The sequence below is a fragment of the Shewanella sp. SM71 genome, assembly GCF_025653905.1.
GTDB classification, from domain to species: Bacteria; Pseudomonadota; Gammaproteobacteria; order Enterobacterales; family Shewanellaceae; genus Shewanella; species Shewanella oncorhynchi.
Genome location: NZ_JAKKRW010000032.1, coordinates 16,100 through 38,842, shown reverse-complemented (window position 1 = coordinate 38,842; position 22,743 = coordinate 16,100). Strand labels below are relative to the sequence as shown.

Sequence of the window (22,743 nt, the reverse complement as noted above, 5' to 3'; positions counted from 1 at the left end):
AATCACCGCCTTAGCTTTCCTATGAAGCCAATTTTTGTTCGTGGTATTTCAAACCAATTCCGTCTGACACTGGCAATTATTTTGTCGGTGGCTTTGCTCGTGGCTAATCATCGCCTCGATCCTGTACGGCAATCCTTATCCTCTTTTTTTAGTCCATTGCAGTATTTAGCGAGCGTACCCGGTGTTGCGCTTGACTGGTCGTCTGAAAGTTTTGCCACCCGCAATATGTTAGCGTTGCAGAATAAAGAGCTGCTCAGGCAGCAATTGCTGATGAGTGAACGCTTACAGCGTTTCGAACACTTACGCCAAGAAAATGAACGTTTGCGCGCACTGTTGGGCTCACCAGCCTACCTTGATTCGCGCAAAATGGTGGCTGAAGTATTGGAGGTTGCTAGCGATCCTTTCCATCACTATGCGGTGTTAAACCATGGTTCACGCAGTGGTGTATTTGTTGGGCAGCCTGTGGTCGACGCCCAAGGGGTTGTTGGCCAAGTGGTACAAGTCAGTGAAATGACCAGTAGGGTGTTATTGCTCTCCGATGTATCACACGGATTACCTGTGCGTATCACCCGTAATGATGTGCGCCTTGTTGCCAATGGTACGGGTGAGTTAGATGAAATAGAGCTGCGCCATGTGGCCAAGAGTACCGACATTCGTGTCGGCGATTTGCTGGTCACCTCAGGTTTAGGGAATCGTTTCCCGGAAGGTTATCCGGTTGCGCGGGTTATGGAAGTGTTGACTGAAGATGGCCAAAGTTACGCTCGAGTCACCGCCCAGCCTTTAGCGGCTTTAGATCGTATTCGTTATTTATTGTTGATTTGGCCATCCCCCGATTCAGGTGTGACTTTACCGAGTCAGCCTACCGTGCCTGCTGCGGATCATTCATCGAGCGATAATGTACCAAAAGCAGATAGCGCTGTTCCTGCTGGCGGAAGTGTCACGCCAGCAGAGGCTTCTAAACCTGTGACCGCGCCTGCGACCAAACCGTCAACGGAAACCACTCCTCCTGTGGCTGAGGTGCATTAATGAGTTTTCAGGCCGCCAATGGGCGCTTTATTGTTTGGGTGACATTATTTATCGGCGTGATCAGCCAGATCATGCCTTTGCCAAGTGCTGTTGATGCTTGGCGTCCAGACTGGCTATTAATGATTGTTCTCTATTGGTCTATCGCATTACCCCACAGATACAACATCTTAACCGCATGGGTTTTAGGCCTAGTATTAGATATTTTATTGGGAGCCACCTTAGGTGTGCGCTCTTTAGCTATGTCTTTGGTTATTTATATCGCTATCTTGCATTGCCAGCGTTTGCGAAACTTCCCTCAATGGCAGCAGTCGTTAGTGATCATGCTACTGATTTGTATTTATCACTTAGTGATTTACTGGGTGGAATTTGTGATGCAAGAGGCTGTTTTCAAAACGGATCTATTTTTACCTGCGATTTCAGGATTAGTGATCTGGCCTTGGATATTTTGGATTTTACGTCGGGTTCGACGTCATTATAAGGTTCGTTAACTGTGGATTTAGTTTTAGCTTCAACTTCGCCACGTCGCAAAGAATTATTGGCACAGATTGGATTCGGTCGTCCTGAGTTTAGTTTCACGCAAGTGGCACCTGATATTGATGAAACTGTGCAACAGGGCGAAGCGCCAAGGGATTATGTACGACGTTTAGCTGCTGAAAAAGCCCAAGCTGGACTGGCATTATGCGCAGATATGTCACAGCCTGCTGTATTAGGTTCTGATACTATCGTAGTGCTTGAAAATCAAATATTAGGTAAACCGCTGGATGTGGCCGATGCTAAGCAAACGCTCAGTGAACTGTCTGGCAGAACGCATACTGTGATGACGGCTGTGGCACTGACCTACAAAGCAGGCGAGTCTGACTCAACCTTAAAAACCTCAGTGCGCTTAGTCGAAACACAAGTGCGTTTTTGCGCTTTATCGACAGCTGACATTGAGGCTTATGTGGCTTCAAAAGAGCCCATGGATAAGGCGGGCAGTTATGGCATACAAGGGCTCGGCGGTTGCTTTGTGGCTGCAATTGAAGGCAGTTATTCTGGCGTTGTAGGTTTACCTCTGGTTGAAACGCGTGAGTTGTTAGCCGAAGTTGGCTTTATTTAACTGCTGCTGGTTGCTTATATTGCGATTTTGGCTTGAGGTTAGAATGAACCTTATTGGCGTTTAGGGCTCTGAATCGAGTACTCCAATGACGTTGACCTTGTTCCTTTATTCGGTTTTCATGCTTAGAGAGTTTGTAACTTCGATTAATTAATCTAGTTTCCCGAATGGGGTGAGTCGTGAATACCAGTCGCTTAAATCCAAATAAAATACAGCGCAAGATGGGTTCAGAATTACTGATCAACGTAACTCCATCTGAGGCGCGCGTTGCTTTAGTTGAGCATGGTGTGCTGCAAGAAGTCCATATTGAACGCCGGATGAAACGGGGTTTAGTGGGTAATATTTACAAAGGTAAAATCAGCCGTGTGTTACCCGGTATGCAAGCCGCCTTTGTCGATATTGGCTTAGATAAAGCCGCTTTTTTACATGCGTCCGACATAGTACCGCACACTGAGTGTGTCGCCGATGTTGAGAAAGGTCATTTCGTTGTTCGTGATATCGCCGAGTTAGTCCGTCAAGGGCAAGACATTATGGTGCAAGTGGTTAAAGATCCGCTGGGCACTAAGGGCGCACGCCTAACGACCGATATCACGCTGCCTTCCCGTTATTTAGTCTTTATGCCAGGTTCTAGCCATGTTGGTGTTTCCCAGCGTATTGAACTAGAAGAAGAACGCAGTCGCCTCAAACAAATTACTTTGCCCTATGTTGATGATGACGGTGGTTTTATTATCCGCACCGCCGCCGAAGGCGTAGGGGAAGATGAGTTATCCCAAGATGCGGCATTTTTACGCCGAGTTTGGTCAAAGGTGAGTGAGCGACGTAAACGCAGTGGTGTGTCGCTCCTGTATCAAGATTTAGCCTTACCTGTGCGTATTGTGCGTGATTTTGTCGGTACTGAGCTGGACCGTATTCAAGTGGATTCTCGCCGCACTTTTGCCGAGTTGCAGTCTTTTGCGCAGGAGTTTATGCCAGAGATTGCCGATAAGATTGAGCACTATTCAGGACCTGCGCCTATTTTTGATCTCTACGATGTGGAGAACGAAATTCAACGTGCACTCGGCCGTAAAGTCGAGCTTAAGTCTGGTGGCTATTTGATCATAGATCAAACCGAAGCCATGACGACTGTGGATATCAATACCGGCGCCTTTGTGGGGCACAGGAATCTTGAAGAAACCATCTTTAATACCAACCTCGAAGCGACCCAAGCGATAGCGAGGCAGTTACGTCTGCGTAATCTCGGCGGCATCATTATTATCGATTTTATCGACATGATGACGGCGGATCATAAGGCTCGTGTTCTTAGCAGCTTAACCAGCGCTTTATCTAAGGATAGGGTGAAAACCAATGTGAGTGGTTTTTCGGGGTTAGGTCTAGTCGAAATGACCCGTAAGCGTACCCGCGAAAGTTTAGAGCATGTCGTCTGCGGCGAATGTCCGGCCTGCCATGGCACGGGGAGCATGAAGACAGTCGAGACGGTTTCCTATGAGGTCTTTCGCGAAATAATCCGTTTAAACCGTGCCTACGATGCTGATGAGTTCCTGTTGTACTGTTCGCCTGCCGTGTATCAAAGTCTGCATACCGATGATAATCATCTTATTGCTGAACTTGAGGTTTACATAGGTAAGCGCATCCGTTTGCAAAATGAGCCTATGTACTCACAGCACAAATATGATGTGGTGATGATGTAGTGGCTACGCTTTTTACTGCAAAAAAATTTAGCCGTTTTTGTTGGCAATTTCTGGCGCTTATTTTGGTCTTGTTTGCGCTTGCCGTCAGTTTGATCCGTGGCTTATTACCGCAGGTTGATGAAGTTCGCCAGCAACTGGTGAATTACGTAAAAAGCGAATATAAAGTCGATGTGCAAGTGGGGGAGTTATCCGCCCATTGGCAGGCATTTGGCCCTGCAATTAACATCGATGACTTAGTGATCCCGCCACAGGAACAACTGCCTGTGACCTTGATGATCAAGAACGTACAAGTGAAGTTAGATTTTTGGCAATCGCTGCTCACGCTCACCCCGCGAATCGAAGATGTTATTTTTGAGGGTGTCCATGTCGCTTTAGACATGGATAAACTTACCGAGAACGATCCCGCCACAATTAATAAAGCCCCGCAACTCGATTGGCTCTATGCCCTATTACTCAAACAACTCGATAGATTCTCCTTAACCAATGCCACAGTGCAATTGCTGAGCATGCACCAAGAGTTTCGCCCGATCCATATTCGTCATTTGAACTGGCGCAATCAGGGTGAACGTCACCGCGGTGCGGGAGAATTGTATCTTGATAGTCATGCCTCTAAGCATGAGTCTCTCGGATTACAGTTAGATATCAATGGCGATGGTGCAAATCCCGACAGTTTGACTGGGCAGATTTATTTGGCGGCTAACTCTTTAGACTTAGGTGAATGGGCTTCACGTCAACCTAATCCCTATGATTCCACTCAAAAGTTACCCTTAGAAGGGGTTGTCAATCTTAAGGCTTGGCTTACGTTTGCCGACCGCAGCATCAGTTCTGCTATGGTTCATTTTGAGCCGAGCTGGCTGCAATGGACATTAAAGCAAGAGCCGCAGAAATTTGAAATTCAAGCGGGCGATATTGTTTGGCAGCCAAAGGCGACGGGTTGGGAAGTACAAAGTTCAGGACTGGATTTTGTCACCAATGGTGAGCATTGGCCGGCATTAACGCTGGCCGCGAAGCGTCAAAACGATGAATTATTTGCCTATGTGAATCAAGTTAATACTCAGAGTCTATTGCCGCTGCTGCCGCTATTTCCTGGAGTCGATAGAGCCGTATTACGTCAATGGCATGCGTTAGCTCCAGAGGCTAGTATTGGACCAATCCGCCTGTATCAAAAAGCCGACCAGCCTTTGCTCGCCAGTACCGAAGTGAAGCAGTTGCATTGGCAGAAGGTTGACGGTATTCCCAATACTCATCCTGTCGATGTGAACCTTCGCTGGCAAGATAAGACGTTGTATTTCTCTCTACCTGAACAAGTGTACACCCTCGATTTTGGTGATGAATTTTCGGCGCCATTAGTATTCAATGGTGCGTCAATTGATGGTCAATTCGATACTGAACATCTGAGTTTAAATGTGCCTCAGTTGCAGTTTGAAAACGAAGATATCGGCGTTGATGCGGCATTGAATTTGGACTTTAGCGGTGCTGCACACATGGCGCTGGCGGCCAATGTTCGTATCAACAATGTGGCTAATGCCGACAAGTATTTCCCCAATAAGGCGATGGGTGAATCACTGGCAGAGTATTTGGATACTGGGCTTAAAGCGGGTCAGACCCAAGATGCGCAAGTTGTTTGGCGTGGTTCGTTAAGTGGTTTTCCCTTCGATGATAATAGCGGCGTGTTTCAGGCAGCATTTACCTTAACAGATGCCAAATTTCAGTTTCAACCCGACTGGCCAGCGGTCACAGATCTGTCCCTTAACGCTTTGTTTGAAAATACCCGCATGGATCTTTGGTTAAACCAAGGCAAGCTGATGAATGTGGATGCCACAGGTGCCCATGTATTTATTCCCGCCATTGGTGAACAGACGCTGCTAAGGATTGAAGCCGAACTTGCTACTCAAGGCAGTGCGGCGACTAAGGTGTTACAAGCCTCACCTTTGGCGAACTCAGTAGGTAAAACCTTAGATGTCGTGCAAGTGCAAGGTGCTGTCACTGGCACTTTAGACATCAGCATTCCACTGTATGAAGGTGAAGCCGAAGATATTCGTGGTCAAATCCGTTTTGATAATACGCCTGTATATATTGCTCAGCCAGGGCTTCAACTTCATGGCGTGACTGGTGTAGTCGACTTTGCGAATGAAGTTGTGACAGGAAAAGGCATCAAAGCGCGCTTGTTCGAACAACCGCTCAGTTTAACTTTCGACACTCAGCCTAAAGGTAAAGATTTTGGCCTTAATCTTTCGCTGAAAAGTCGTTGGGATCTCAGCCGTCTCCCCGATGAATTACACAATCCCTTGAGCGATTTTTATCAGGGAAAAATCAGTTGGGACGGTGCTATGACTATGCTATTTACTGAGCAAGGTTATCAAATCCAAGCCAAAGTGACTTCGGATATGCTGGGGACGCAACTGTTACTCCCAGGATACTTTGCTAAACCCGAAAATGAACCACGACCTTTAGTCGCTGAGTTTGTTGGCGATCAAGATGATGCGACGCTTGATGTCAAGCTTGCCAGTCATGCCGAGTTTATCGGTGGTTTCGATGCCGATAAAGGTGCAAATTTTAGTTATTTTGACTTGTTATTGGGGCGTTTATTCGATGAGGATGAAGCCAGAAATACAGAACAAGGTCATATTCAAGTCGATCTCGGTAAGGCCAAATTAGCCGAATGGTTACCTGTGATTAATGCCTTTGTTGGTCAAGAGAAAATACCGAAAACGGGCATTTTAGTAGATGATATTCCCCATAAAAGTTTATTTCCCGCGGTGGCGAGTATCGATTCTCATATCGGTCGGCTCGATCTTTTAGGGCAACAACTGACGGAGCTTAGGCTTAATGCTAAGCCTAACGAGACGGGATGGCGTTTTAATACCGTTGCCAACGAATTTGACGGTTGGATCGATTTCTATCCAAATTGGAAAACTCAAGGTCTCAAAGTTGTGGCGAATAAATTTTATTTTTCACCTAAGGTAAAGTCGAACACGGATGCCGATTTTGCCAGTGATCAAGTGCTCACTAACTTGCCGCCAGTTGCAGTGAATGTGGAAGATTTTCGTTTCTTCGATAAATCCTTTGGAAAGCTCGTTTTGCAGGCGAGCCCACAAGCGGCAGGATATAAGATTCAAACATTGTCTTTAACTACGCCCAATGTCAATTTGCAGGGCAGTGGCATTTGGCAGCAACAGGCTGGACAGAATAAAACTGATCTCAGTGTTGAGTTAAATGCCACTCAGTTTAGTTATCTATCTGCTCAATTGGGTATAGAGCCTGGCGTTAATGAAGCCCCCTTGAAGGTTAATGCGGACTTATCTTGGCAAGGTGCTCCCTATGCCTTCTCCCTCGAAACCTTAAATGGCAAGGTGAAATTCAACTTAGGCAAAGGCCACTTATCTCAGGTGAGTGACAAGGGCGCGCGGATTTTCTCCCTGTTCAGTTTAGATTCTCTGGTGCGTAAACTGTCGCTGGATTTCACCGATGTCTTCGGTCAGGGCATGTATTTCAACTCTTTCAATGGCAATTTGCAGATTGATAATGGCGTGGTGAAAACCACTGACACTGAAATGGATGCCATCGCGGGTAATATGAAGGTGCGTGGCTATACGGATCTCACCACTGAAAGTTTGAATTACGATATCCGCTTTGTGCCGCAGTTGGCCTCAAGTGTGCCGACTGTCGTATTGCTCAGTACCAGCGCTTGGACACTGGGTCTGGGGGCCTTTGCCCTAACAAAAGTGCTTGAGCCTGTGATTGAAGTGATTTCAGAAATTCGTTTTCGGGTGACAGGGACTATGGCAGAGCCTGTGGTCGAAGAGTTAGAGCGTAAGAGTAAAGAGATTGAAATTCCAGAATCTATTTTACCTGTGGTTGGCGTTGAGCGCCCAGCGGTGCCGACTGAAGCCGCGAGTCATAACGCCGATATCACTCAGCCGGTAGAAACTAAATCGACCGAGGCTCAATTAACAGAAGCTAAGCCAACTGAAACTAAGTTAACTGAAGCTCAGTCAACTGAAGTTAAACCAAGCAACGCTAAATCTGAGCCACAGCTTCAAGCAACACAACCAGAAGCGCTCGAGCCACAAGACGTTAAGCCTGAAGAGGCCAGATCTGAAGAATCAAAGTCAGAAGAGCTAAAGCCAGCAACAGATCAAATTAAAGCGCCCGATTTAAAGCGGGAGCAACCTCAAGTAGTACCTACGCCAGAAGTGCCAGCCATACCAGAGCATCGCGAAGCAGTAGAACCGATTAAGCAAATTCAGGGAGAGCAGAATGCACATCAGCCTGTTGCAATGTCAGAGCAGTCGCGACGTCAGCGCCAATCTGCAGTTTATCGAATCGCAGCTTAACGAACTCAAACGGGATGCCGATGCGCCCCATTTAGTCGTGTTACCCGAATGCAGCTTACTGTTTGGTGGCCATGAAAGTCAGCAACTTGCCTATGCGGGCGATGTTCATCAGAGTCCGCTCAAATCGGCGTTAAGTGCACTGGCCGCCAAGTATCGGGTGTTTATGGTCGCGGGGACTATTCCGGCGTTGGCTGAGGATGGTCGTGTCTATAGCCGCAGTTATCTGTTTGATGATAAAGGTGATACTTTAGGGCATTACGATAAACTGCACCTTTTTGATGTGGATGTTGCCGATGGTACAAAACAATATCGCGAGAGCGAAACCTTCTGCCCCGGTGATCACATTAGCGTTATCGATACACCTTTTGGCAAAATTGGCTTAACCATCTGTTATGATTTACGCTTTCCCGACTTGTTTAGGGCGATGCGCCTTGCGGGGGCTGAGATTATTACTGTCCCTTCTGCCTTCACTAAGGTGACGGGGGAAGCCCATTGGCAGGTATTGTTACAGGCAAGAGCGATTGAAACCCAATGCGTTATTCTTGCTGCAGCTCAGTGGGGACAGCATAACGAAGGTAGCCGCGAAACCTGGGGGCAGAGCATGATAGTCGGTCCTTGGGGGAATATTTTGGCTGAACTTAAAACCGGTACTGGTTGGGTACAGGCTGAGGTCGACTTAACCGAACTGCACAGTATTCGCAGTAAAATGCCCGTCATGCAGCATAATCGTTTCCTTGAACCAAGCTTGAAATAATGTGCCAGTAGCCAGCAGACGAGTTGAAATGCTGAATTTGCGCTTGAGTCGATACGCAGCATTAACACATAGAATTAGTACACCGAATTTACACTCAGAATATCAAGATCCCTTGGGGTCAAAGAGAGCATAGATGCCATTTTTAGCACAAGTAGAGCAAAGTTTATTGAAGAATGGGTTAGCGCTAGATGGCCTGCAAACCTATCTAAACACCATACATCAGCACAAAATCGATTATTCCGATCTCTATTTTCAAGGTAGTCGCCACGAATCTTGGGTGCTGGAAGACGGCATCATCAAAGACGGTAGTTTCCATATTGAACGCGGTGTGGGTGTGCGGGCCATCAGCGGTGAGAAAACGGGTTTTGCCTATGCAGATGATATCACTCCTGCCGCCTTAAGCGCTGCAGTACAGGCTGCCCGTGGCATTGCTAGTGCGGGTGAGCAGACTCAGGTACAAGCCTTTAAACGTCAAAAAGCATTGGCGTTATACGACAGCTTAGATCCGATTGCGGCGATGGAAGAAGTCAAAAAAATCAACCTGCTGAAAGAAGCCGATGCTTTTATTCGCAGTCTAGATAGCCGGATTATTCAAGTGGTGGTTAGCCTTGCTGGTGTGCACGAAGAAATCCTCGTTGCTGCGAGTGATGGCACTCTGGCGGCCGATATCCGTCCTCTGGTGCGTTTTAACTGTAGCGTGATTTTGGAAGAAAACGGTAAACGTGAACGTGGTGGCGCTGGTGGTGGTGGTCGTCATGACTACGGCGTGTTAATGGCAAGCGATGACACAGGTTTACCTATGTGTTTCGCCTTTGCCCGCGAAGCCGTGCGTCAAGCGCAAGTTAACCTTAACGCCATCGATGCACCAGCGGGTGAAATGCCAGTGGTGTTAGGTAATGGCTGGCCCGGTGTATTGCTCCACGAAGCGGTTGGACATGGTTTAGAAGGCGACTTTAACCGTAAGGGCAGCAGTGCCTTTAGCGGCAAGGTTGGTCAGCAAGTTGCGTCTAAGTTAGTGACTGTGGTCGACGATGGCACCTTGCCTAATCGTCGTGGTTCACTCAGCATCGACGATGAAGGTGTACAAACCCAAAGAACCGTATTGATTGAAGACGGTATTTTAAAGGGTTACATCCAAGACAAACTCAATGCTCGCTTAATGGGTGTTGCGCCAACGGGTAACGGTCGCCGCGAATCCTACGCGCATTTGCCTATGCCACGTATGACCAATACTTATATGACGGCCGGTGAGTCAGATCCCAGTGAGATTATTAAGTCAGTGAAGAAGGGTATTTACGCCCCTAACTTTGGCGGTGGTCAAGTTGATATCACTTCGGGTAAGTTTGTGTTCTCAGCATCCGAAGCCTATTTGATTGAAAATGGTGAAGTTACTCAAGCCATTAAGGGTGCTACTTTAATCGGTAATGGCCCTGAGGCTATGAGCCAGATTTCTATGGTCGGTAACGATATGGCTTTAGATCAAGGTGTGGGCGTTTGTGGTAAAGATGGTCAAAGTGTGCCTGTGGGTGTGGGTCAACCGACCCTAAAACTCGATAAGCTCACCGTGGGCGGAACAGCATAAAACCTAGAACCTTACGTCTATGGGTTCTAGTCGCTACCCACCATGAATGTTATCATTCGCAAAGGAAATTAGAGTAACTACTCTAGAGGTGTTAATGAAACTATCACGTGTGGTCTGGCTGTGCCTATTATCATTGCCTTCGGCTGGCTATGCTCAGCCGATTAGCTTTACTGATGCTTGGCAGCAAGTGCTGAAGGTGAGCGACAAGTTGCAAGCGCAATCCCAGGAAGTTAACCGCGCTAAGGGTGAAGAAGAGGCGGGCGAGAGCTTAAATTTCCCCTCATTAGACATTCGCGGTAATTATATTCATTTGGATAAACCGATTGAGTTTGATCTGAAAGAATTAAATTCTGTGATTTCTATCCCGCCATCGCTTGGGGGCATTATTGCGGGTATTCCGCCGCTGCCCTTAAGTGAACAAGATATTTTTAGCGCCAGCTTACAGGCAATGTGGCCGATTTATACGGGCGGACAGATCACTGCGGCTCAAGGTATACACGCGGCTATGGTGGCCGAGAAGCAACAAGAATTACAATTGGCAACGCGTGATTTATTTACCTTGCTGGTGGATAGATATTACGCTGTCGATGTGACGTTGGCATTGGTGAATACTCAGACTGATCTGGTGGGTTCGTTAGCTAAGCATGTTGATCATGCTTTAGCACTAGAGCGAGAAGGGCAAATTGCTAAGGTCGAGCGCCTCAATGCGCAGGTTGCCCTAGACAATGCTAAAGTCAATTTAGGCAGTGCTCGTCGGCAACACGAAATGGCAGTGATCGCGCTGGCACGTATGCTACAGCAAAGTCAGGTGAGCACAAATTCTCCCTTATTTGTACTGCCACAGGCTCCTTCATTCGCTCAACTCAGCCAAATTACCCTGAGCCAACATCCGGCGCTCAAATTGCTCGAAGCGAAAGAAACGCAAGCGAACGGTTTAATAGCGTTGGAAAAAGGTAAATACCATCCAACGGTTTTCCTCTTCGGTAACTACACCTTGTATGAAGAAGACACACTCTTGACGAGCATCACACCTGACTGGATGGTTGGGGTTGGGGTCAATGTGCCACTGATCAGCCGCGATGGCCGTAGCGGTAAGGTCGAAGCGGCGAAAAGTGCACTCTTACAAGCTCGTTATACCAAGGCACAAACTAAACAAGACTTGAGCCTGCTGGTGGATCAAAGCTATCGCCAATTATTACAGGCCGAGGAAGAAGTGACGGCGCTCGATACTTCGCTCGAACTTGCTATTGAAAACCTGCGCCTGCGTGACATCGCCTTTAATCAAGGGCTTTCAACTTCTATCGACAGAGTCGATGCGGAGCTGAAACTAAGCGCGGTGAAAACTCAGCAATTGGCTGCCCGTTATCGTTATGTGCAAGCCTATGCCAGATTAATGGCCATTAGTGGTCAACTAGATGAATTTATCGGTCGTACCACAGCCCCTACCCAAGTGCAGGAGACAAACAATGCGCGCTAACAGAATACTTGCCCTTGTGGCGTTGGTCGCATTAGGCCTTATCTTAGCCTATGGACTCAAGCTCGCTTATAGCCCGCAGCCGAGTTTGTTGCAGGGCCAGATTGAAGCCCGTGAGTACAATGTTTCGTCCAAGGTGCCAGGCAGAGTCGAGCAAGTGCTCGTGCGCCGCGGTGATAGTGTGGCCCAAGGGGATTTATTATTCGCGATTCGCAGTCCTGAGCTAGATGCAAAGTTAATGCAGGCCGAAGGTGGTCGTGATGCCGCTAAGGCGATGCAGCTTGAAGCCAACAACGGTGCTCGCAGCCAAGAAGTGATGGCAGCCAAGGAGCAATGGCTCAAGGCGCAGGCGGCGGCAACGCTCGCTAAAACCACCTATACCCGAGTCGAAAACTTATTTAACGAAGGTGTGGCGGCAAGACAAAAACGCGATGAAGCCTTTACCCAATGGCAAGCGGCAAAATACACAGAACAAGCTGCCTTAGCCATGTATCAAATGGCAGAAGAAGGCGCGCGGACGGAAACCAAAGTGGCTGCTGCAGGTAATGCCCGTAAGGCTGAAGGTGCAGTGAAAGAAGTTAGCGCCATTATGGAAGATAGCCAAATGCGCGCACCTAAATCGGGTGAGATCAGCGACGTGCTGTTACAGGCGGGTGAATTGGCACCCAGTGGTTTTCCGATTGTCAGTTTGATTGATATGCAGGATGCTTGGGCCGTGTTCCAAGTGCGAGAAGACCAACTTAAACGTTTCAAAAAAGGTCAAAAAATTCAATTAACGATTCCGGCACTCGGGCAGGATGTGGATTTTACTGTGTCCCATATCAGTGTGATGGGTGAGTTTGCCACTTGGCGTTCGACTGAAAGTGGCCATGATTTTGATATGCGAACCTTTGAAGTGGAATTGCGTCCAAACCAGCCGATTACCGATCTGCGTGTTGGCATGTCTGTGCTGCTGCGAAGTGAGTAAAAGTCGTGACTGAACGTGCGCCTCACGCCAACGCGGCGGACAAGATTAAGGGCGAATCACTGCCATCGAGCATAAGCCTTATGGCGTTGCTCACAGCGTTAGTTCGCCGTGAGCTGCGCGCCCTATGGCATGACCCTTGGCAGTTAGCGCTGATAAGTTATATTCCACTACTGGGGATTTTATGCTTATGGTGGTTATTCAGTGCAGGTCTGCCAAGGCAACTGCCCGTGGCGATTGTCGACCAAGATCATAGTCAATTGAGCCGCATGTTGACCCGTCAGCTTAAGGCAAACCCGGTTACCGATCCGCAAAGTTTTACCGACTTATCCTCGGCGATAAGCGCGATGCAACAGGCGAAAGTCTACGCTATTGTGGTTTTTCCCTATGATATGAAAAAGGATTTACTTACAGGCCATAAGCCTACAATTGATGTGCGCTACAACAGTCAATTTTTGCTGGTGGGTAAGTTACTCTCAAGCCAAATTCAGCTGAGTTTAGGCGACGGATTACAGCAAGTGGCGGGTTTAAAGCAGCTCGCAAATGGTACACCGAAATCCCAAGTCGCAGTGAATTTAAGCCCAGTCAAAAGCCAAACAACAGCCCTGTTTAACCGAAATAACAATTACATAGGTTTCTTAGTACCGCCAGTGCTGATTGCGCTGTGGCAGTTGTTATCTATGTTAGTGATGGCAAACAGTTTAAATCGAGAGCTGCATTTAGCGCCTACCACTCATGCCGATGGCATGTCGAATCTCTTAACTGAACATTTTTGGCCTAAGGTGTGGGCGAAAATGGTGCTGTTTACGCCGATATTGATGCTGCAGGGCGGCTTTATTTTAGCTTGGCTGTATTTGTATCTTGCTCTGCCGATGGCGGGGAGTTTAGCCCTATTATTGCTCGCGCAATTAGTCATGTTATTGGCAGTCTGGAGCTTAGTGTTATTAATATTTGTAGTGATGCGTGACAGTGCGCGGGTCATCAGCTTTTGTACCGCTTTATTTGCGCCAGCGTTTGCTTTTATGGGCATTACTTTTCCGACTCACGAAATGCCGCAATTAGCCCAGTGGTGGCGACTTATCATGCCATCGAGCCATTATATTGAGTCCCATGTTAGTATCGTGAGTTATGGCGCTACTTGGCCAAGTGTAGCTAGCCAAATCACCAGTTATTGGGGCTTTATCTGTCTGATACCTTTGATATATTTCCTGTCGCGTAAATTACTGCCTACCACAGTTAACACCAATGCTGCAGTGACGGTTTATGACTCGGACGCAGCTATATCTGCGAAGGGGCAATAGGATGAATTTATCCAATAGCGAACACGCAAACACACCACGTCAGCTCAGTCTGTGGCGACTGATCCTCACTGAGTTTAAGGCCATTATTAGCGATAAAGCGATCGCTGTGACCTTATTTGGCGGTGTACTGTTTTATTCGGTTTTGTATCCTTTGCCCTATCTGAATCAAGTGCCGACCGAGCAACAACTGATCGTGGTGGACTTAGATCATTCTTCCCTAAGCCGTCAATTGATCCGTCATGCCGATGCCAGCGCAAAAATTCAAGTCATAGGCCAAGTTGGTTCGATTACCGAGGCGAAGCGTTTTATTGAGACGCGTAAGGCCCACGGCTTACTTGTGATCCCTGAAGGATTCCGCCGCGATTTATTGCTCGGTAAAGGTGTGACGCTAAGCTATGGCGGTGATGCTAGTTACTTTTTGATTTATTCCGCGGTTGTTGAAGGCTTAGTTAGCGCTGGAATGGATGCGGGTAAACAAGTGCAATTGATTGGCATGCTTGCTCAAGGACAAAATCCTAAGCAGGCCCAAGAGAGTTTAAACTCGCTTTATCTTAACAGTGTGCCAGCCTTTAACCAGAGCCTAGGTTATACGCCCTATGTAGTACCTGGACTGTTCTTGCTGATTTTGCACCAAACCTTACTCATAGGTACTGGCATTTTAGGGGCTGGGCAATGGCGGCATAAAGGGTATTGGCAGCAGGTGTCACCGGTGCAATTAGTCTGTGGTCGTATTCTTGCTTTCATGTTGATTTATATCTTCTTTACCAGCTTTTATGTGGGCTATTGTTATCACTGGTATAACGTGAGTATTCAAGCGAGCCTTGGTTTAGTTGCGCTGTGGTTATTGCCGTTTTTACTGGCTACCGCCGCCGTAGGTGTTGCCATGAGCACCTTGTTCACCCGCCGCGATTTACCCACCCAAGTGCTACTGCTGATCTCTATGCCTATTTTATTTGTGTCAGGTTTTGTGTGGCCGATAGCGTTGATCCCAGAACCTTTAGTACTCGGCTCACAGTTTATTCCCGCGGTACCCGCGATTATGGGCATGCTAGAACTCAATCAAATGGGCGCAAGTTGGGCGAGTGTGATACCAAAATGGCTGCAACTATGGGGCTTATTTGCGGTCTTTTTCGGCCTAGCGATGTTGGGGATTAAGCGCAGAGTGAGATTGTTGGCTGAAGCTAATTAGCTTTGATGGACTCGCGGGACAGAGTATCTCGCGAGTGTTTACTGGGCTTGAACTTTACAGGGGCTGTTTAGGTACTTCTGTAATTAATCTTTAGAAGTAAAGACTTTCTACAATTTTACCATCGACGAGCATATCGCACTTATCGCCTGAGCTCGACTTAGTCGCTTGAATGACGCCGGCAATCGCGCCAAATGCGCCACCTTGGCTGCTGAGCACTGAACCGAAATAGCATTGGCTAGAAATTTTGAAATCCTTGTATTTACCGCTCAAATTTTGAGTCGGAGTATAAGGCGGGAAAGTGCCTTTCATAACAGAATCGCCATTCACTGAGAGTGAAATGTTTTTGCGTTCTGTATCAAAACTGCCACCAAAAACTAAGTTAACACCCTCGATTTCAACGGTTTTTTCTTGAGCGATAATAGGTGGTTTTGCGGCGCAGGCGGCGAGAAAACAGCTGCCAATGGTCAGAGAGACTAAAGTAATTTTACGCATTTCATCTTCCTTTTGATGCGATAAAACAAATGAAGCGGTTGCTTCGCAAATTAAACTGCCCCTGTTTAATTTTTGCCGGAAGATTATATCTATATCTGCCTTATTTCCAATAACAAATTTAAAACAAGTGAAAAAATTATTCAGTATTGAGCTTGTCCTTCGGCATGTCATCAGCCTTACTGTCATATTCTAGTAGCGTGTCTTAGTGTTCAAACTGCTTTAAGCCATCTTTATCCTTGTCTATTCTATTCCGTTAATTTAACGCTCATCGTGCAGATAGCCATCAAACGGCCCTTATTGGGTTGTCTTCTTGTTGGTTTTGGGGGAGAATGCGCGCCGAAAAAATAACCGAGATACTCAGTATCTCGGTTATTTTTTATTTATGGCGTATGTGTTTTAAAACAATTGAGGCCGGTAAACATCCGGAAATGATATGAGGTTCAGTTGAACCTATTTTACTGAGGAAAGACCAATGGGGCTGTTGTGTACCGGATTGTCGGTAGTTGTTGTAAATCAAGTCGTTGCGTTAGCCATTAAACCGAGAGTGCAGACGGTTAGCCGCAAGCAAAAACTAATTGCAGATGCGTGCTTAGGTGTTCAACCCTGTACAATGGGGGTGTGCTGATGAGCCAACAAAATCCGGGTTTGAAGCAGACCCTCAACTTATGGCAAGTGGTGGTGATGGGGCTTGCTTATCTCACGCCGATGGCCGTTTTTGATACCTTTGGTATTGTTTCCGAGATCACCTCTGGCCATGTGGCTACGTCTTATCTATTCGCATTGGCGGGGATTTTATTTACCGCGTTTAGTTACGGTCATTTGGTACGTAAATATCCCTATGCGGGTTCAGCCTACACTTATGCTCAAAAAACCTTTAGCCCGAATGTTGGTTTTATGGTGGGTTGGTCATCGCTGCTGGACTATATGTTTATGCCAATGATCAATATGTTGCTCGCAAAAATCTATTTAACCGCCATGTTTCCCAGCGTCGAACCTTGGATCTTTATTTTCGCTCTTGTGACCATAATGACCTTGCTTAATCTCAAGGGGATTGATCTCGTCGCGAACTTTAATGGGGTGATAGTGTTTGCACAGATCGCTATTATTGTGGTGTTCATTGGTCTAATGGCCTATAGCATTTCCCTCGGTGAAGGCGAAGGTGTCGTTGCGAGTGTGCGACCATTTTATGCCGATAATATGGCGATGGCGCCATTATTCACAGGGGCGACGATTCTGTGTTTCTCCTTCCTCGGCTTTGACGGGTTAAGTTCACTGACTGAAGAAACTAAAGATGCTCAACGTGTTATTCCTCGCGCGATTGTGTTGACGGCTTTACTCGGTGGCGTGATTTTTGTTGGCGTGTCTTATTTTTTGCAGCTCTATTTCCCCGATATTTCCCGCTTTCAACAGCTTGATGCGGTATTGCCTGAAATTGCACTCTATGTGGGTGGTAATCTATTCCAGTCCATCGTATTAGTCGCGACCACTGTTGCTGTATTGGCATCCGGTATGGCTGCCCATGCTGGGGTTGCACGGATTTTATATGTGATGGGGCGGGATAATATGTTGCCACGTAAAGGGTTTGCTTATATCCATCCTAGATGGCGAACCCCTGCATTTAATGTCTTGTTGGTGGGGGCGCTTGCGCTATCTGCCGTCTCATTTGATTTAGAAATGGCGCTAGCCTTAGTGAATTTTGGTGCTTTAGTCGCTTTTACCTTCGTGAATTTATCTGTCATTGTGCAGTTTTACCTAAGGGATCGACGTAATAAATCTTTTAGAGACCACTTACAATACTTAGTCTTGCCATTGTGTGGCGCCGGCACTATTGGCGTGCTTTGGGTGAACTTAGAGCCACAATCACTAGAGTTAGGGCTCATTTGGGCGGCAGTGGGAGCATTGTATTTGGCTTTACGTAGTTTCCGGTTACGCCGTGCAGTAGAGCTATAAAATTAGTTGAGTTGGGTTATTGCTGTCGCTGCCTTGGTATAAGTGTGAATAATGCGTTAATCCTCTTAGGGTCCCCTAAAGACTGTTGAGTTCAATGCATGGCAATTCACCTAAGTTAGACGATAAAAACCCTTTACCAGATAGCACTCCGCATACTGGTAAAGGGAGTCACATGTTCTAAAAGAACAGCGCGATTAAGATAATGATCGGAATTGGGATCCCGATAAACCAAAGTAATACTGAACGCATAACAACCTCCTTTAAATTGAATAAACAGTGTGCGAATTAAGCATCGCGTTGACGGCCACCGAAAATAGCCATCACACTTGCGACGAATGCGCCCAACAATAGTGCTACCGCCATCCAAAGTGCAGCATAGGCTGATGCTTTACGTGCTTCATCTGCAGCTTGGCGAGCCGTAGTTTCCGCATTTTTCAGCGTGGTTTGCACTTTCTCAAATCCCTGTGACACGCGCTGCTCTGCTTCCTGCTGAGTCAGATCGGTGCGTTGTGTAATGAGTTGACCTATATAGCGTTTATCCTCTTGCGGCAATGTACCTGTTTGCAGTGCCTGTGCGAGTATCCGTGAGACTTCACGGACTGGAATTGGCAAGATTCCAGGGGCTTGCTCGTTTGCCAATGCGTTTACTTGGGGGGCTGTAGCTTCAGTTTTGACTTCAGGCATTTGCTCATTGACCTGAGGTGTCATTCTTTCTGCTGGGATTTCTTGGGCCGGTTTGTTTACCTGCGGTGTTGTTCTTTTACGGGAGCCGTTAGAGTCATCACGGAACAGTGAATCAACAAAATAGCCAATGGAATGGTTGCCATTGCCAGCTTCACCTGCGGCTAGCGTTGCTGCCGAGCCCACTGCGGCTCCTGTTATAGTACCTGCTGCACTTGCCGCTTTGCTGACAACGTTAGCACTATCACGGACGCCACTGCCAATGCTACCCACGACCGACGTCAGTACCACAAAGGTTAGCAGTGATGCGACAGCCCAAGTCAGAAAGCCGTGAGCGGTATCGCGAAAGTACACTTCATCCGTATGTACATCTGTCCATTTGGTGCGTAGTCGTCCGGCTAGATAACCGCCCATGCCTGACGCGGCGAGTTGAGTGAAACTCAGCCATGCGATTGCAGCAACACCAAAGGTTGCTGCACTGATGCCCTCCATACTCCACGGTGATATAGCAGAGAAACCCAGCCCAGTGCCTAAGATCATTAATAACAGTGACAGCGCTGCGGCACCTGCCGCTCCTGCAAAGATGGCTGCCCATGAGACGGCGCTGCGTCCGTGTGGGGCGTCAATGCTGTTTGCTGGTATGCGGCGATCTTTCATCGTTTCCATACCTAGGTTAACTTCTGACATGTTTTTGTATTTATAAATAAGGTAGTAAGGTTATCCACAGTGTTGGCATTGTTGTTGGAACTGAAAAACAGTGTGGTTATAACTGCACAGACTTCCTTGTTGGCGTCACTCCGCTATTTGATGCCGCCATACATATCCATTAGCTTTTAGACTTCAACATGTCATCGCGTAGGTTTATTGCCCGCGCGGCGCCAATGGCGGTTTCCACTTTTTTAATTTCCTCAGGCGGCGGTAGGACGGCGGGTAAACCCAGTGATTCGATCCATAGTTCACGTAGGAATCCCTTAGTGTGATAGAGATGATGGTGCTCATCTTGCGCCACCAATTCAAATGCAGTCCTTAGTGCATTGGTTTCTTCGCCCTCACCGTGTTCTGCCAGATGTCCAATCAGCTCCCAGTTCTGATGATCCTTCGTTTCTGCCAGAACTACGCACTCGCCAGCGACCAGTTGCGCTGCGGCAGTGCTGCCTCGTGTCTTTGCTATTTGCATCGCTTTGACCAGCGAATTTCCAATATGAGCCACGACTTCACGACCAGGAGTCTTCGTGTCCGGATCCAGTCTTAGTTCACTAAAAACATCCATAAGTACTCGTTCGTGGGCACGGGTTTGCTCAAGGTATGTTTGCCATTCAGTTTTTAAATCTTTGTTTAGCGCACATGACAGGGCAGTTTCGTAGATTTTTATTCCACCGCGCTCTGTCTCGATAGCCTGATACAGCAACTCGTGCAGTTGTTTTTTGATATAAGGTTTCTTGTTCATCGCTTCATCCTTTAGTGGCATTTTTTAAGCAGTGGTTGGTCGCGTGCGATAGATAATCGTCCAGCTTCATGTGCTTACAGCGTTATTAGATTATTGAATCGCGAGAAGGGTGGCGATGAGCTGCGACCGCATCAATAAAAACCGGCACAATTTCAGCCATATTGCTGCTGTCTACTAGCAGGATCCCCCTGTCTTCTTCCATGCGGAATCCAATGTTGGTCAAATCCAGCAGTTCCCGTCCGTCACCTAAAGCGAGGATTGTTTTGCCGTGTAGGTACAACTCTTTTATAAATGGGATTGTGTGGCTATAGCCTGCGAGAGCTTGAACCGCCTCGTTTCCATCGGGTAGGACCAAGGCATCAAACAGCACAGCCGGAGAATTCTCCATCGATTTATCCGCTTCTATTTTCTCGCCTGAGGCACCCACAAAACTCCCTATTCGTGGCCCTACAAAATGAACGACAGCCCCCGCTTCCACTAAGGCCGAATGAAGGTTGACCAAGGATGCATGGTGAACTCCATCCTCGATTAACACGGCAATCTGACGTGTACGGATACCGCATTCGCCCGGTAATGCCATCAGCGACAAGGCGGTAGAGACTGTTACTTCAGGTAACTGCGGCTCAGCGATGGCCTTGGGCATTGCATCTGGAACAACCATGCCTAGGCCTGCTGCAACTTCAACTGCAAGTTCAGGGGAGACATTCACCAACGAGGACAGCATCCGATTGCGTATGGCAGGGACTGCAACTTTGCTGAGCTCGAAGCGAAATGCATCGACAATATGGGCTTTTTCGACAGCCGTTTGACTGTTGAAAAACAAAGTGGCTTGTAGATAGTGCTCGGCAAATTTTTCCGGCTTGCCACGGATTTTGTCTTCGCTAATTCTTTCTGGAAACGATACAAATCCGCTGCTTCCGGCTTGAAATGGGCAGCCACCCGCCAGTGAATTTGGCTCGTAGGCAACACGGCCACGATGGATCGCCTGACGATGAATGCCGTCGCGTTGGTTATTTTGAACTGGGGCTAGTGGCGCATTGATCGGGATTTCGTGGAAATTAGCGCCACCTAAGCGGGTAATTTGAGTATCGACATAGGAGTGGATACGACCCGCAAGCAGTGGGTCATTAGAGAAGTCTATGCCCGGAATAACATGTGCGGTACAGAACGCAACCTGTTCGGTTTCGGCAAAGAAGTTATCAGGATTGCGATTAAGCACCATACGCCCAACAGGCAGTACTGGCACCAGTTCCTCTGGGATCAGCTTAGTTGAATCGAGTACATCGAAGCTGAAACCATCGGCCTGCTCCTCGCTGAAAATTTGTAACCCGAGCTCCCATTCCGGAAACTCGCCCGACTCTATGGCCTCCCATAAATCACGTCGGTGGAAATCAGGATCGGCGCCCGATATTTTCACCGCCTCATCCCACAGCAATGAATGCGTGCCTTGCAGCGGCTTCCAGTGGAATTTACAAAATACGGATTGCCCCTCTTCGTTCACTAAACGAAAGGTATGCACGCCAAAGCCTTGCATCATGCGATAACTTCGCGGTATAGCGCGGTCCGACATCACCCACATCAGCATGTGGGTGGACTCTGGCATCAGTGAAACAAAATCCCAAAACGTATCATGGGCCGATGCTGCCTGAGGCATGCCGTGGTGTGGCTCAGGCTTAACTGCGTGCACTAGATCGGGAAACTTCATCGCATCTTGAATAAAGAATACTGGCATGTTATTTCCAACTAGATCCCAGTTGCCCTCGTCGGTATAAAACTTTACTGCAAAGCCGCGCACATCACGCGCCGTGTCTTTTGAGCCACGTTCGCCAGCTACCGTAGAAAAACGTACGAACACAGGGGTGATTTTGCCTTGCTCGGCAAAAGGTGCCGCGCGAGTATATTTGCCCAGTGCATCATAGGCTTTGAAGTAGCCGTGAGCTCCTGAACCACGTGCATGAACGATTCGTTCAGGGATACGTTCGTGATCAAAATGGGTGATTTTTTCCCGCAGGATGAAATCTTCAAGCAAGGATGGCCCACGTAATCCGGCTTTCAAGCTGTTTTGATTATCGCTAATGCGAACCCCTTGATTGGTGGTCAAAGGCTGAGCGCTTGCATCGACACGAACCCGATTGAGTGAATTGACCATTGGGTTAATTCCGGGCCGCACTGCACTACCGGTTTTAGCCGTTTCGATATCTTCAGTTGCCGTGCTTGCCGTCAATGAAATAGAGGGTAATTCCACTGTCACGCTGGGTACTGGTGCCATGGCGTTGTCATGACCATAGTCGAATGCCTTATTAATGTTGTAGGGCATAGCTGCGACCAAGATATCGCTATCGCTAGCTTGCTTTGCAACTATGTCATTCGTTTTAAGTACAGATTCCATACCCTCAGTTGCAGCGACGGACGGAGCGTCTTTGCTTTGCACCCGTGATGGAACTGTTTTTTTGGTCATAGTCATAATTGTTCTCCGATGAGGTGGGGAATGTTGACAATAGAGATACCGCTCAAACCGCCAACCTTTATCGATTCTTATTCAGTTGATAGGCTATGTCTGTTCGATAGCGTACCTTCCCCGATCCGGAACAATATCGCGACATGCTGATTTTTTGTTCAGTTCGGCAGCGCACTGACATTGTAATTTGCCTCCTTCAAACTGGCTGAGGAACACCTGTTTTGTCGCATCTAAAGGATGATAAGCAAGAGTAACTATGATTTTTTTATTCACTTTTAACTCCCTGTAAATACTTTAATATTCCTGT

At 47.5% G+C, this 22,743-nt stretch carries 17 protein-coding genes; 12 read left to right on the top strand and 5 right to left on the bottom strand.

The annotated features are described in order from the left end of the window. Positions 1-21: 21 nt before the first annotated feature. From mreC to L5L97_RS22020, 11 genes are all read left to right on the top strand, one after another. Complete coding sequence (mreC, locus tag L5L97_RS22070) at positions 22-1,026, top strand: rod shape-determining protein MreC (protein WP_173247163.1); 1,005 nt, start codon at positions 22-24, stop codon at positions 1,024-1,026. Further along, positions 1,026-1,514, top strand: a complete 489-nt coding sequence (mreD, locus tag L5L97_RS22065) for a rod shape-determining protein MreD (protein ID WP_105251286.1) — start codon at positions 1,026-1,028, stop codon at positions 1,512-1,514. Before mreC ends, mreD begins: the two co-directional genes overlap by 1 nt. A 2-nt stretch (positions 1,515-1,516) precedes the next feature. Further along, complete coding sequence (locus tag L5L97_RS22060) at positions 1,517-2,122, top strand: Maf family protein (RefSeq protein ID WP_198573065.1); 606 nt, start codon at positions 1,517-1,519, stop codon at positions 2,120-2,122. 218 nt (positions 2,123-2,340) lie between these two features. Beyond that, a complete protein-coding gene (rng, locus tag L5L97_RS22055) occupies positions 2,341-3,807 on the top strand; it encodes a ribonuclease G (RefSeq protein WP_168825804.1) in 1,467 nt (488 codons plus the stop codon). Next, complete coding sequence (locus tag L5L97_RS22050; protein WP_263183581.1) at positions 3,807-8,144, top strand: YhdP family protein; 4,338 nt, start codon at positions 3,807-3,809, stop codon at positions 8,142-8,144. The genes rng and L5L97_RS22050 overlap by 1 nt, the downstream gene beginning before the upstream one ends. Further along, positions 8,068-8,898 carry a carbon-nitrogen hydrolase family protein gene (locus L5L97_RS22045; RefSeq protein ID WP_168825669.1) on the top strand — a complete coding sequence of 277 codons (831 nt, stop codon included), beginning with the start codon at positions 8,068-8,070 and terminating at the stop codon, positions 8,896-8,898. The genes L5L97_RS22050 and L5L97_RS22045 overlap by 77 nt, the downstream gene beginning before the upstream one ends. A 133-nt stretch (positions 8,899-9,031) precedes the next feature. Beyond that, entirely contained in the window at positions 9,032-10,480 is a 1,449-nt protein-coding gene (gene tldD, locus L5L97_RS22040; RefSeq protein WP_113940074.1) for a metalloprotease TldD, read from the top strand. Between the two features lie 94 nt (positions 10,481-10,574). Beyond that, the gene (locus tag L5L97_RS22035; protein ID WP_263183579.1) at positions 10,575-11,957 is read left to right on the top strand and encodes a TolC family protein; all 1,383 of its coding nucleotides are present in this window, start codon (positions 10,575-10,577) and stop codon (positions 11,955-11,957) included. Continuing rightward, complete coding sequence (locus tag L5L97_RS22030) at positions 11,947-12,921, top strand: HlyD family secretion protein (protein ID WP_168825663.1); 975 nt, start codon at positions 11,947-11,949, stop codon at positions 12,919-12,921. The genes L5L97_RS22035 and L5L97_RS22030 overlap by 11 nt, the downstream gene beginning before the upstream one ends. Before the next feature lie 80 nt (positions 12,922-13,001). Continuing rightward, on the top strand, positions 13,002-14,219 hold the full coding sequence (locus L5L97_RS22025) for an ABC transporter permease (protein WP_263183623.1): 1,218 nt from the start codon (positions 13,002-13,004) through the stop codon (positions 14,217-14,219). 1 nt (position 14,220) lies between these two features. Beyond that, a complete protein-coding gene (locus L5L97_RS22020; RefSeq protein WP_263183577.1) occupies positions 14,221-15,408 on the top strand; it encodes an ABC transporter permease in 1,188 nt (395 codons plus the stop codon). 90 nt (positions 15,409-15,498) lie between these two features. On the opposite strand, the gene L5L97_RS22015 is transcribed toward L5L97_RS22020, so the two are convergent. Continuing rightward, the gene (locus L5L97_RS22015; RefSeq protein ID WP_107402714.1) at positions 15,499-15,900 is read right to left on the bottom strand and encodes a hypothetical protein; all 402 of its coding nucleotides are present in this window, start codon (positions 15,898-15,900) and stop codon (positions 15,499-15,501) included. Between the two features lie 624 nt (positions 15,901-16,524). On the opposite strand from L5L97_RS22015, the gene L5L97_RS22010 reads away from it, so the two are divergent. After that, complete coding sequence (locus tag L5L97_RS22010; RefSeq protein ID WP_263183576.1) at positions 16,525-17,850, top strand: APC family permease; 1,326 nt, start codon at positions 16,525-16,527, stop codon at positions 17,848-17,850. A gap of 285 nt (positions 17,851-18,135) precedes the next feature. Here the strand turns inward: L5L97_RS22010 and L5L97_RS22005 are convergent, their stop codons facing one another. From L5L97_RS22005 to L5L97_RS21990, 4 genes are all read right to left on the bottom strand, one after another. Beyond that, positions 18,136-19,188, bottom strand: a complete 1,053-nt coding sequence (locus L5L97_RS22005; RefSeq protein WP_263183575.1) for a hypothetical protein — start codon at positions 19,186-19,188, stop codon at positions 18,136-18,138. Positions 19,189-19,357: 169 nt separating this feature from the next. Continuing rightward, positions 19,358-19,978 carry a hypothetical protein gene (locus tag L5L97_RS22000; RefSeq protein WP_263183574.1) on the bottom strand — a complete coding sequence of 207 codons (621 nt, stop codon included), beginning with the start codon at positions 19,976-19,978 and terminating at the stop codon, positions 19,358-19,360. An 85-nt stretch (positions 19,979-20,063) separates the two neighbouring features. Continuing rightward, complete coding sequence (locus tag L5L97_RS21995; RefSeq protein WP_263183573.1) at positions 20,064-22,442, bottom strand: catalase; 2,379 nt, start codon at positions 22,440-22,442, stop codon at positions 20,064-20,066. Positions 22,443-22,529: 87 nt separating this feature from the next. Continuing rightward, positions 22,530-22,709, bottom strand: a complete 180-nt coding sequence (locus L5L97_RS21990) for a hypothetical protein (RefSeq protein ID WP_263183572.1) — start codon at positions 22,707-22,709, stop codon at positions 22,530-22,532. Positions 22,710-22,743: the final 34 nt, after the last annotated feature.

Coding starts and splice junctions, on each gene's coding strand:
- mreC (WP_173247163.1), top strand. CDS start 22: ATGAAGCCAATTTTTGTTCGTGGTATTTCAAACCAATTCCGTCTGACA.
- mreD (WP_105251286.1), top strand. CDS start 1,026: ATGAGTTTTCAGGCCGCCAATGGGCGCTTTATTGTTTGGGTGACATTA.
- rng (WP_168825804.1), top strand. CDS start 2,341: ATGGGTTCAGAATTACTGATCAACGTAACTCCATCTGAGGCGCGCGTT.
- L5L97_RS22045 (WP_168825669.1), top strand. CDS start 8,068: ATGCACATCAGCCTGTTGCAATGTCAGAGCAGTCGCGACGTCAGCGCC.
- tldD (WP_113940074.1), top strand. CDS start 9,032: ATGCCATTTTTAGCACAAGTAGAGCAAAGTTTATTGAAGAATGGGTTA.
- L5L97_RS22035 (WP_263183579.1), top strand. CDS start 10,575: ATGAAACTATCACGTGTGGTCTGGCTGTGCCTATTATCATTGCCTTCG.
- L5L97_RS22030 (WP_168825663.1), top strand. CDS start 11,947: ATGCGCGCTAACAGAATACTTGCCCTTGTGGCGTTGGTCGCATTAGGC.
- L5L97_RS22025 (WP_263183623.1), top strand. CDS start 13,002: ATGGCGTTGCTCACAGCGTTAGTTCGCCGTGAGCTGCGCGCCCTATGG.
- L5L97_RS22020 (WP_263183577.1), top strand. CDS start 14,221: ATGAATTTATCCAATAGCGAACACGCAAACACACCACGTCAGCTCAGT.
- L5L97_RS22015 (WP_107402714.1), bottom strand. CDS start 15,900: ATGCGTAAAATTACTTTAGTCTCTCTGACCATTGGCAGCTGTTTTCTC.
- L5L97_RS22010 (WP_263183576.1), top strand. CDS start 16,525: ATGAGCCAACAAAATCCGGGTTTGAAGCAGACCCTCAACTTATGGCAA.
- L5L97_RS22005 (WP_263183575.1), bottom strand. CDS start 19,188: ATGAAAGATCGCCGCATACCAGCAAACAGCATTGACGCCCCACACGGA.
- L5L97_RS22000 (WP_263183574.1), bottom strand. CDS start 19,978: ATGAACAAGAAACCTTATATCAAAAAACAACTGCACGAGTTGCTGTAT.
- L5L97_RS21995 (WP_263183573.1), bottom strand. CDS start 22,442: ATGACTATGACCAAAAAAACAGTTCCATCACGGGTGCAAAGCAAAGAC.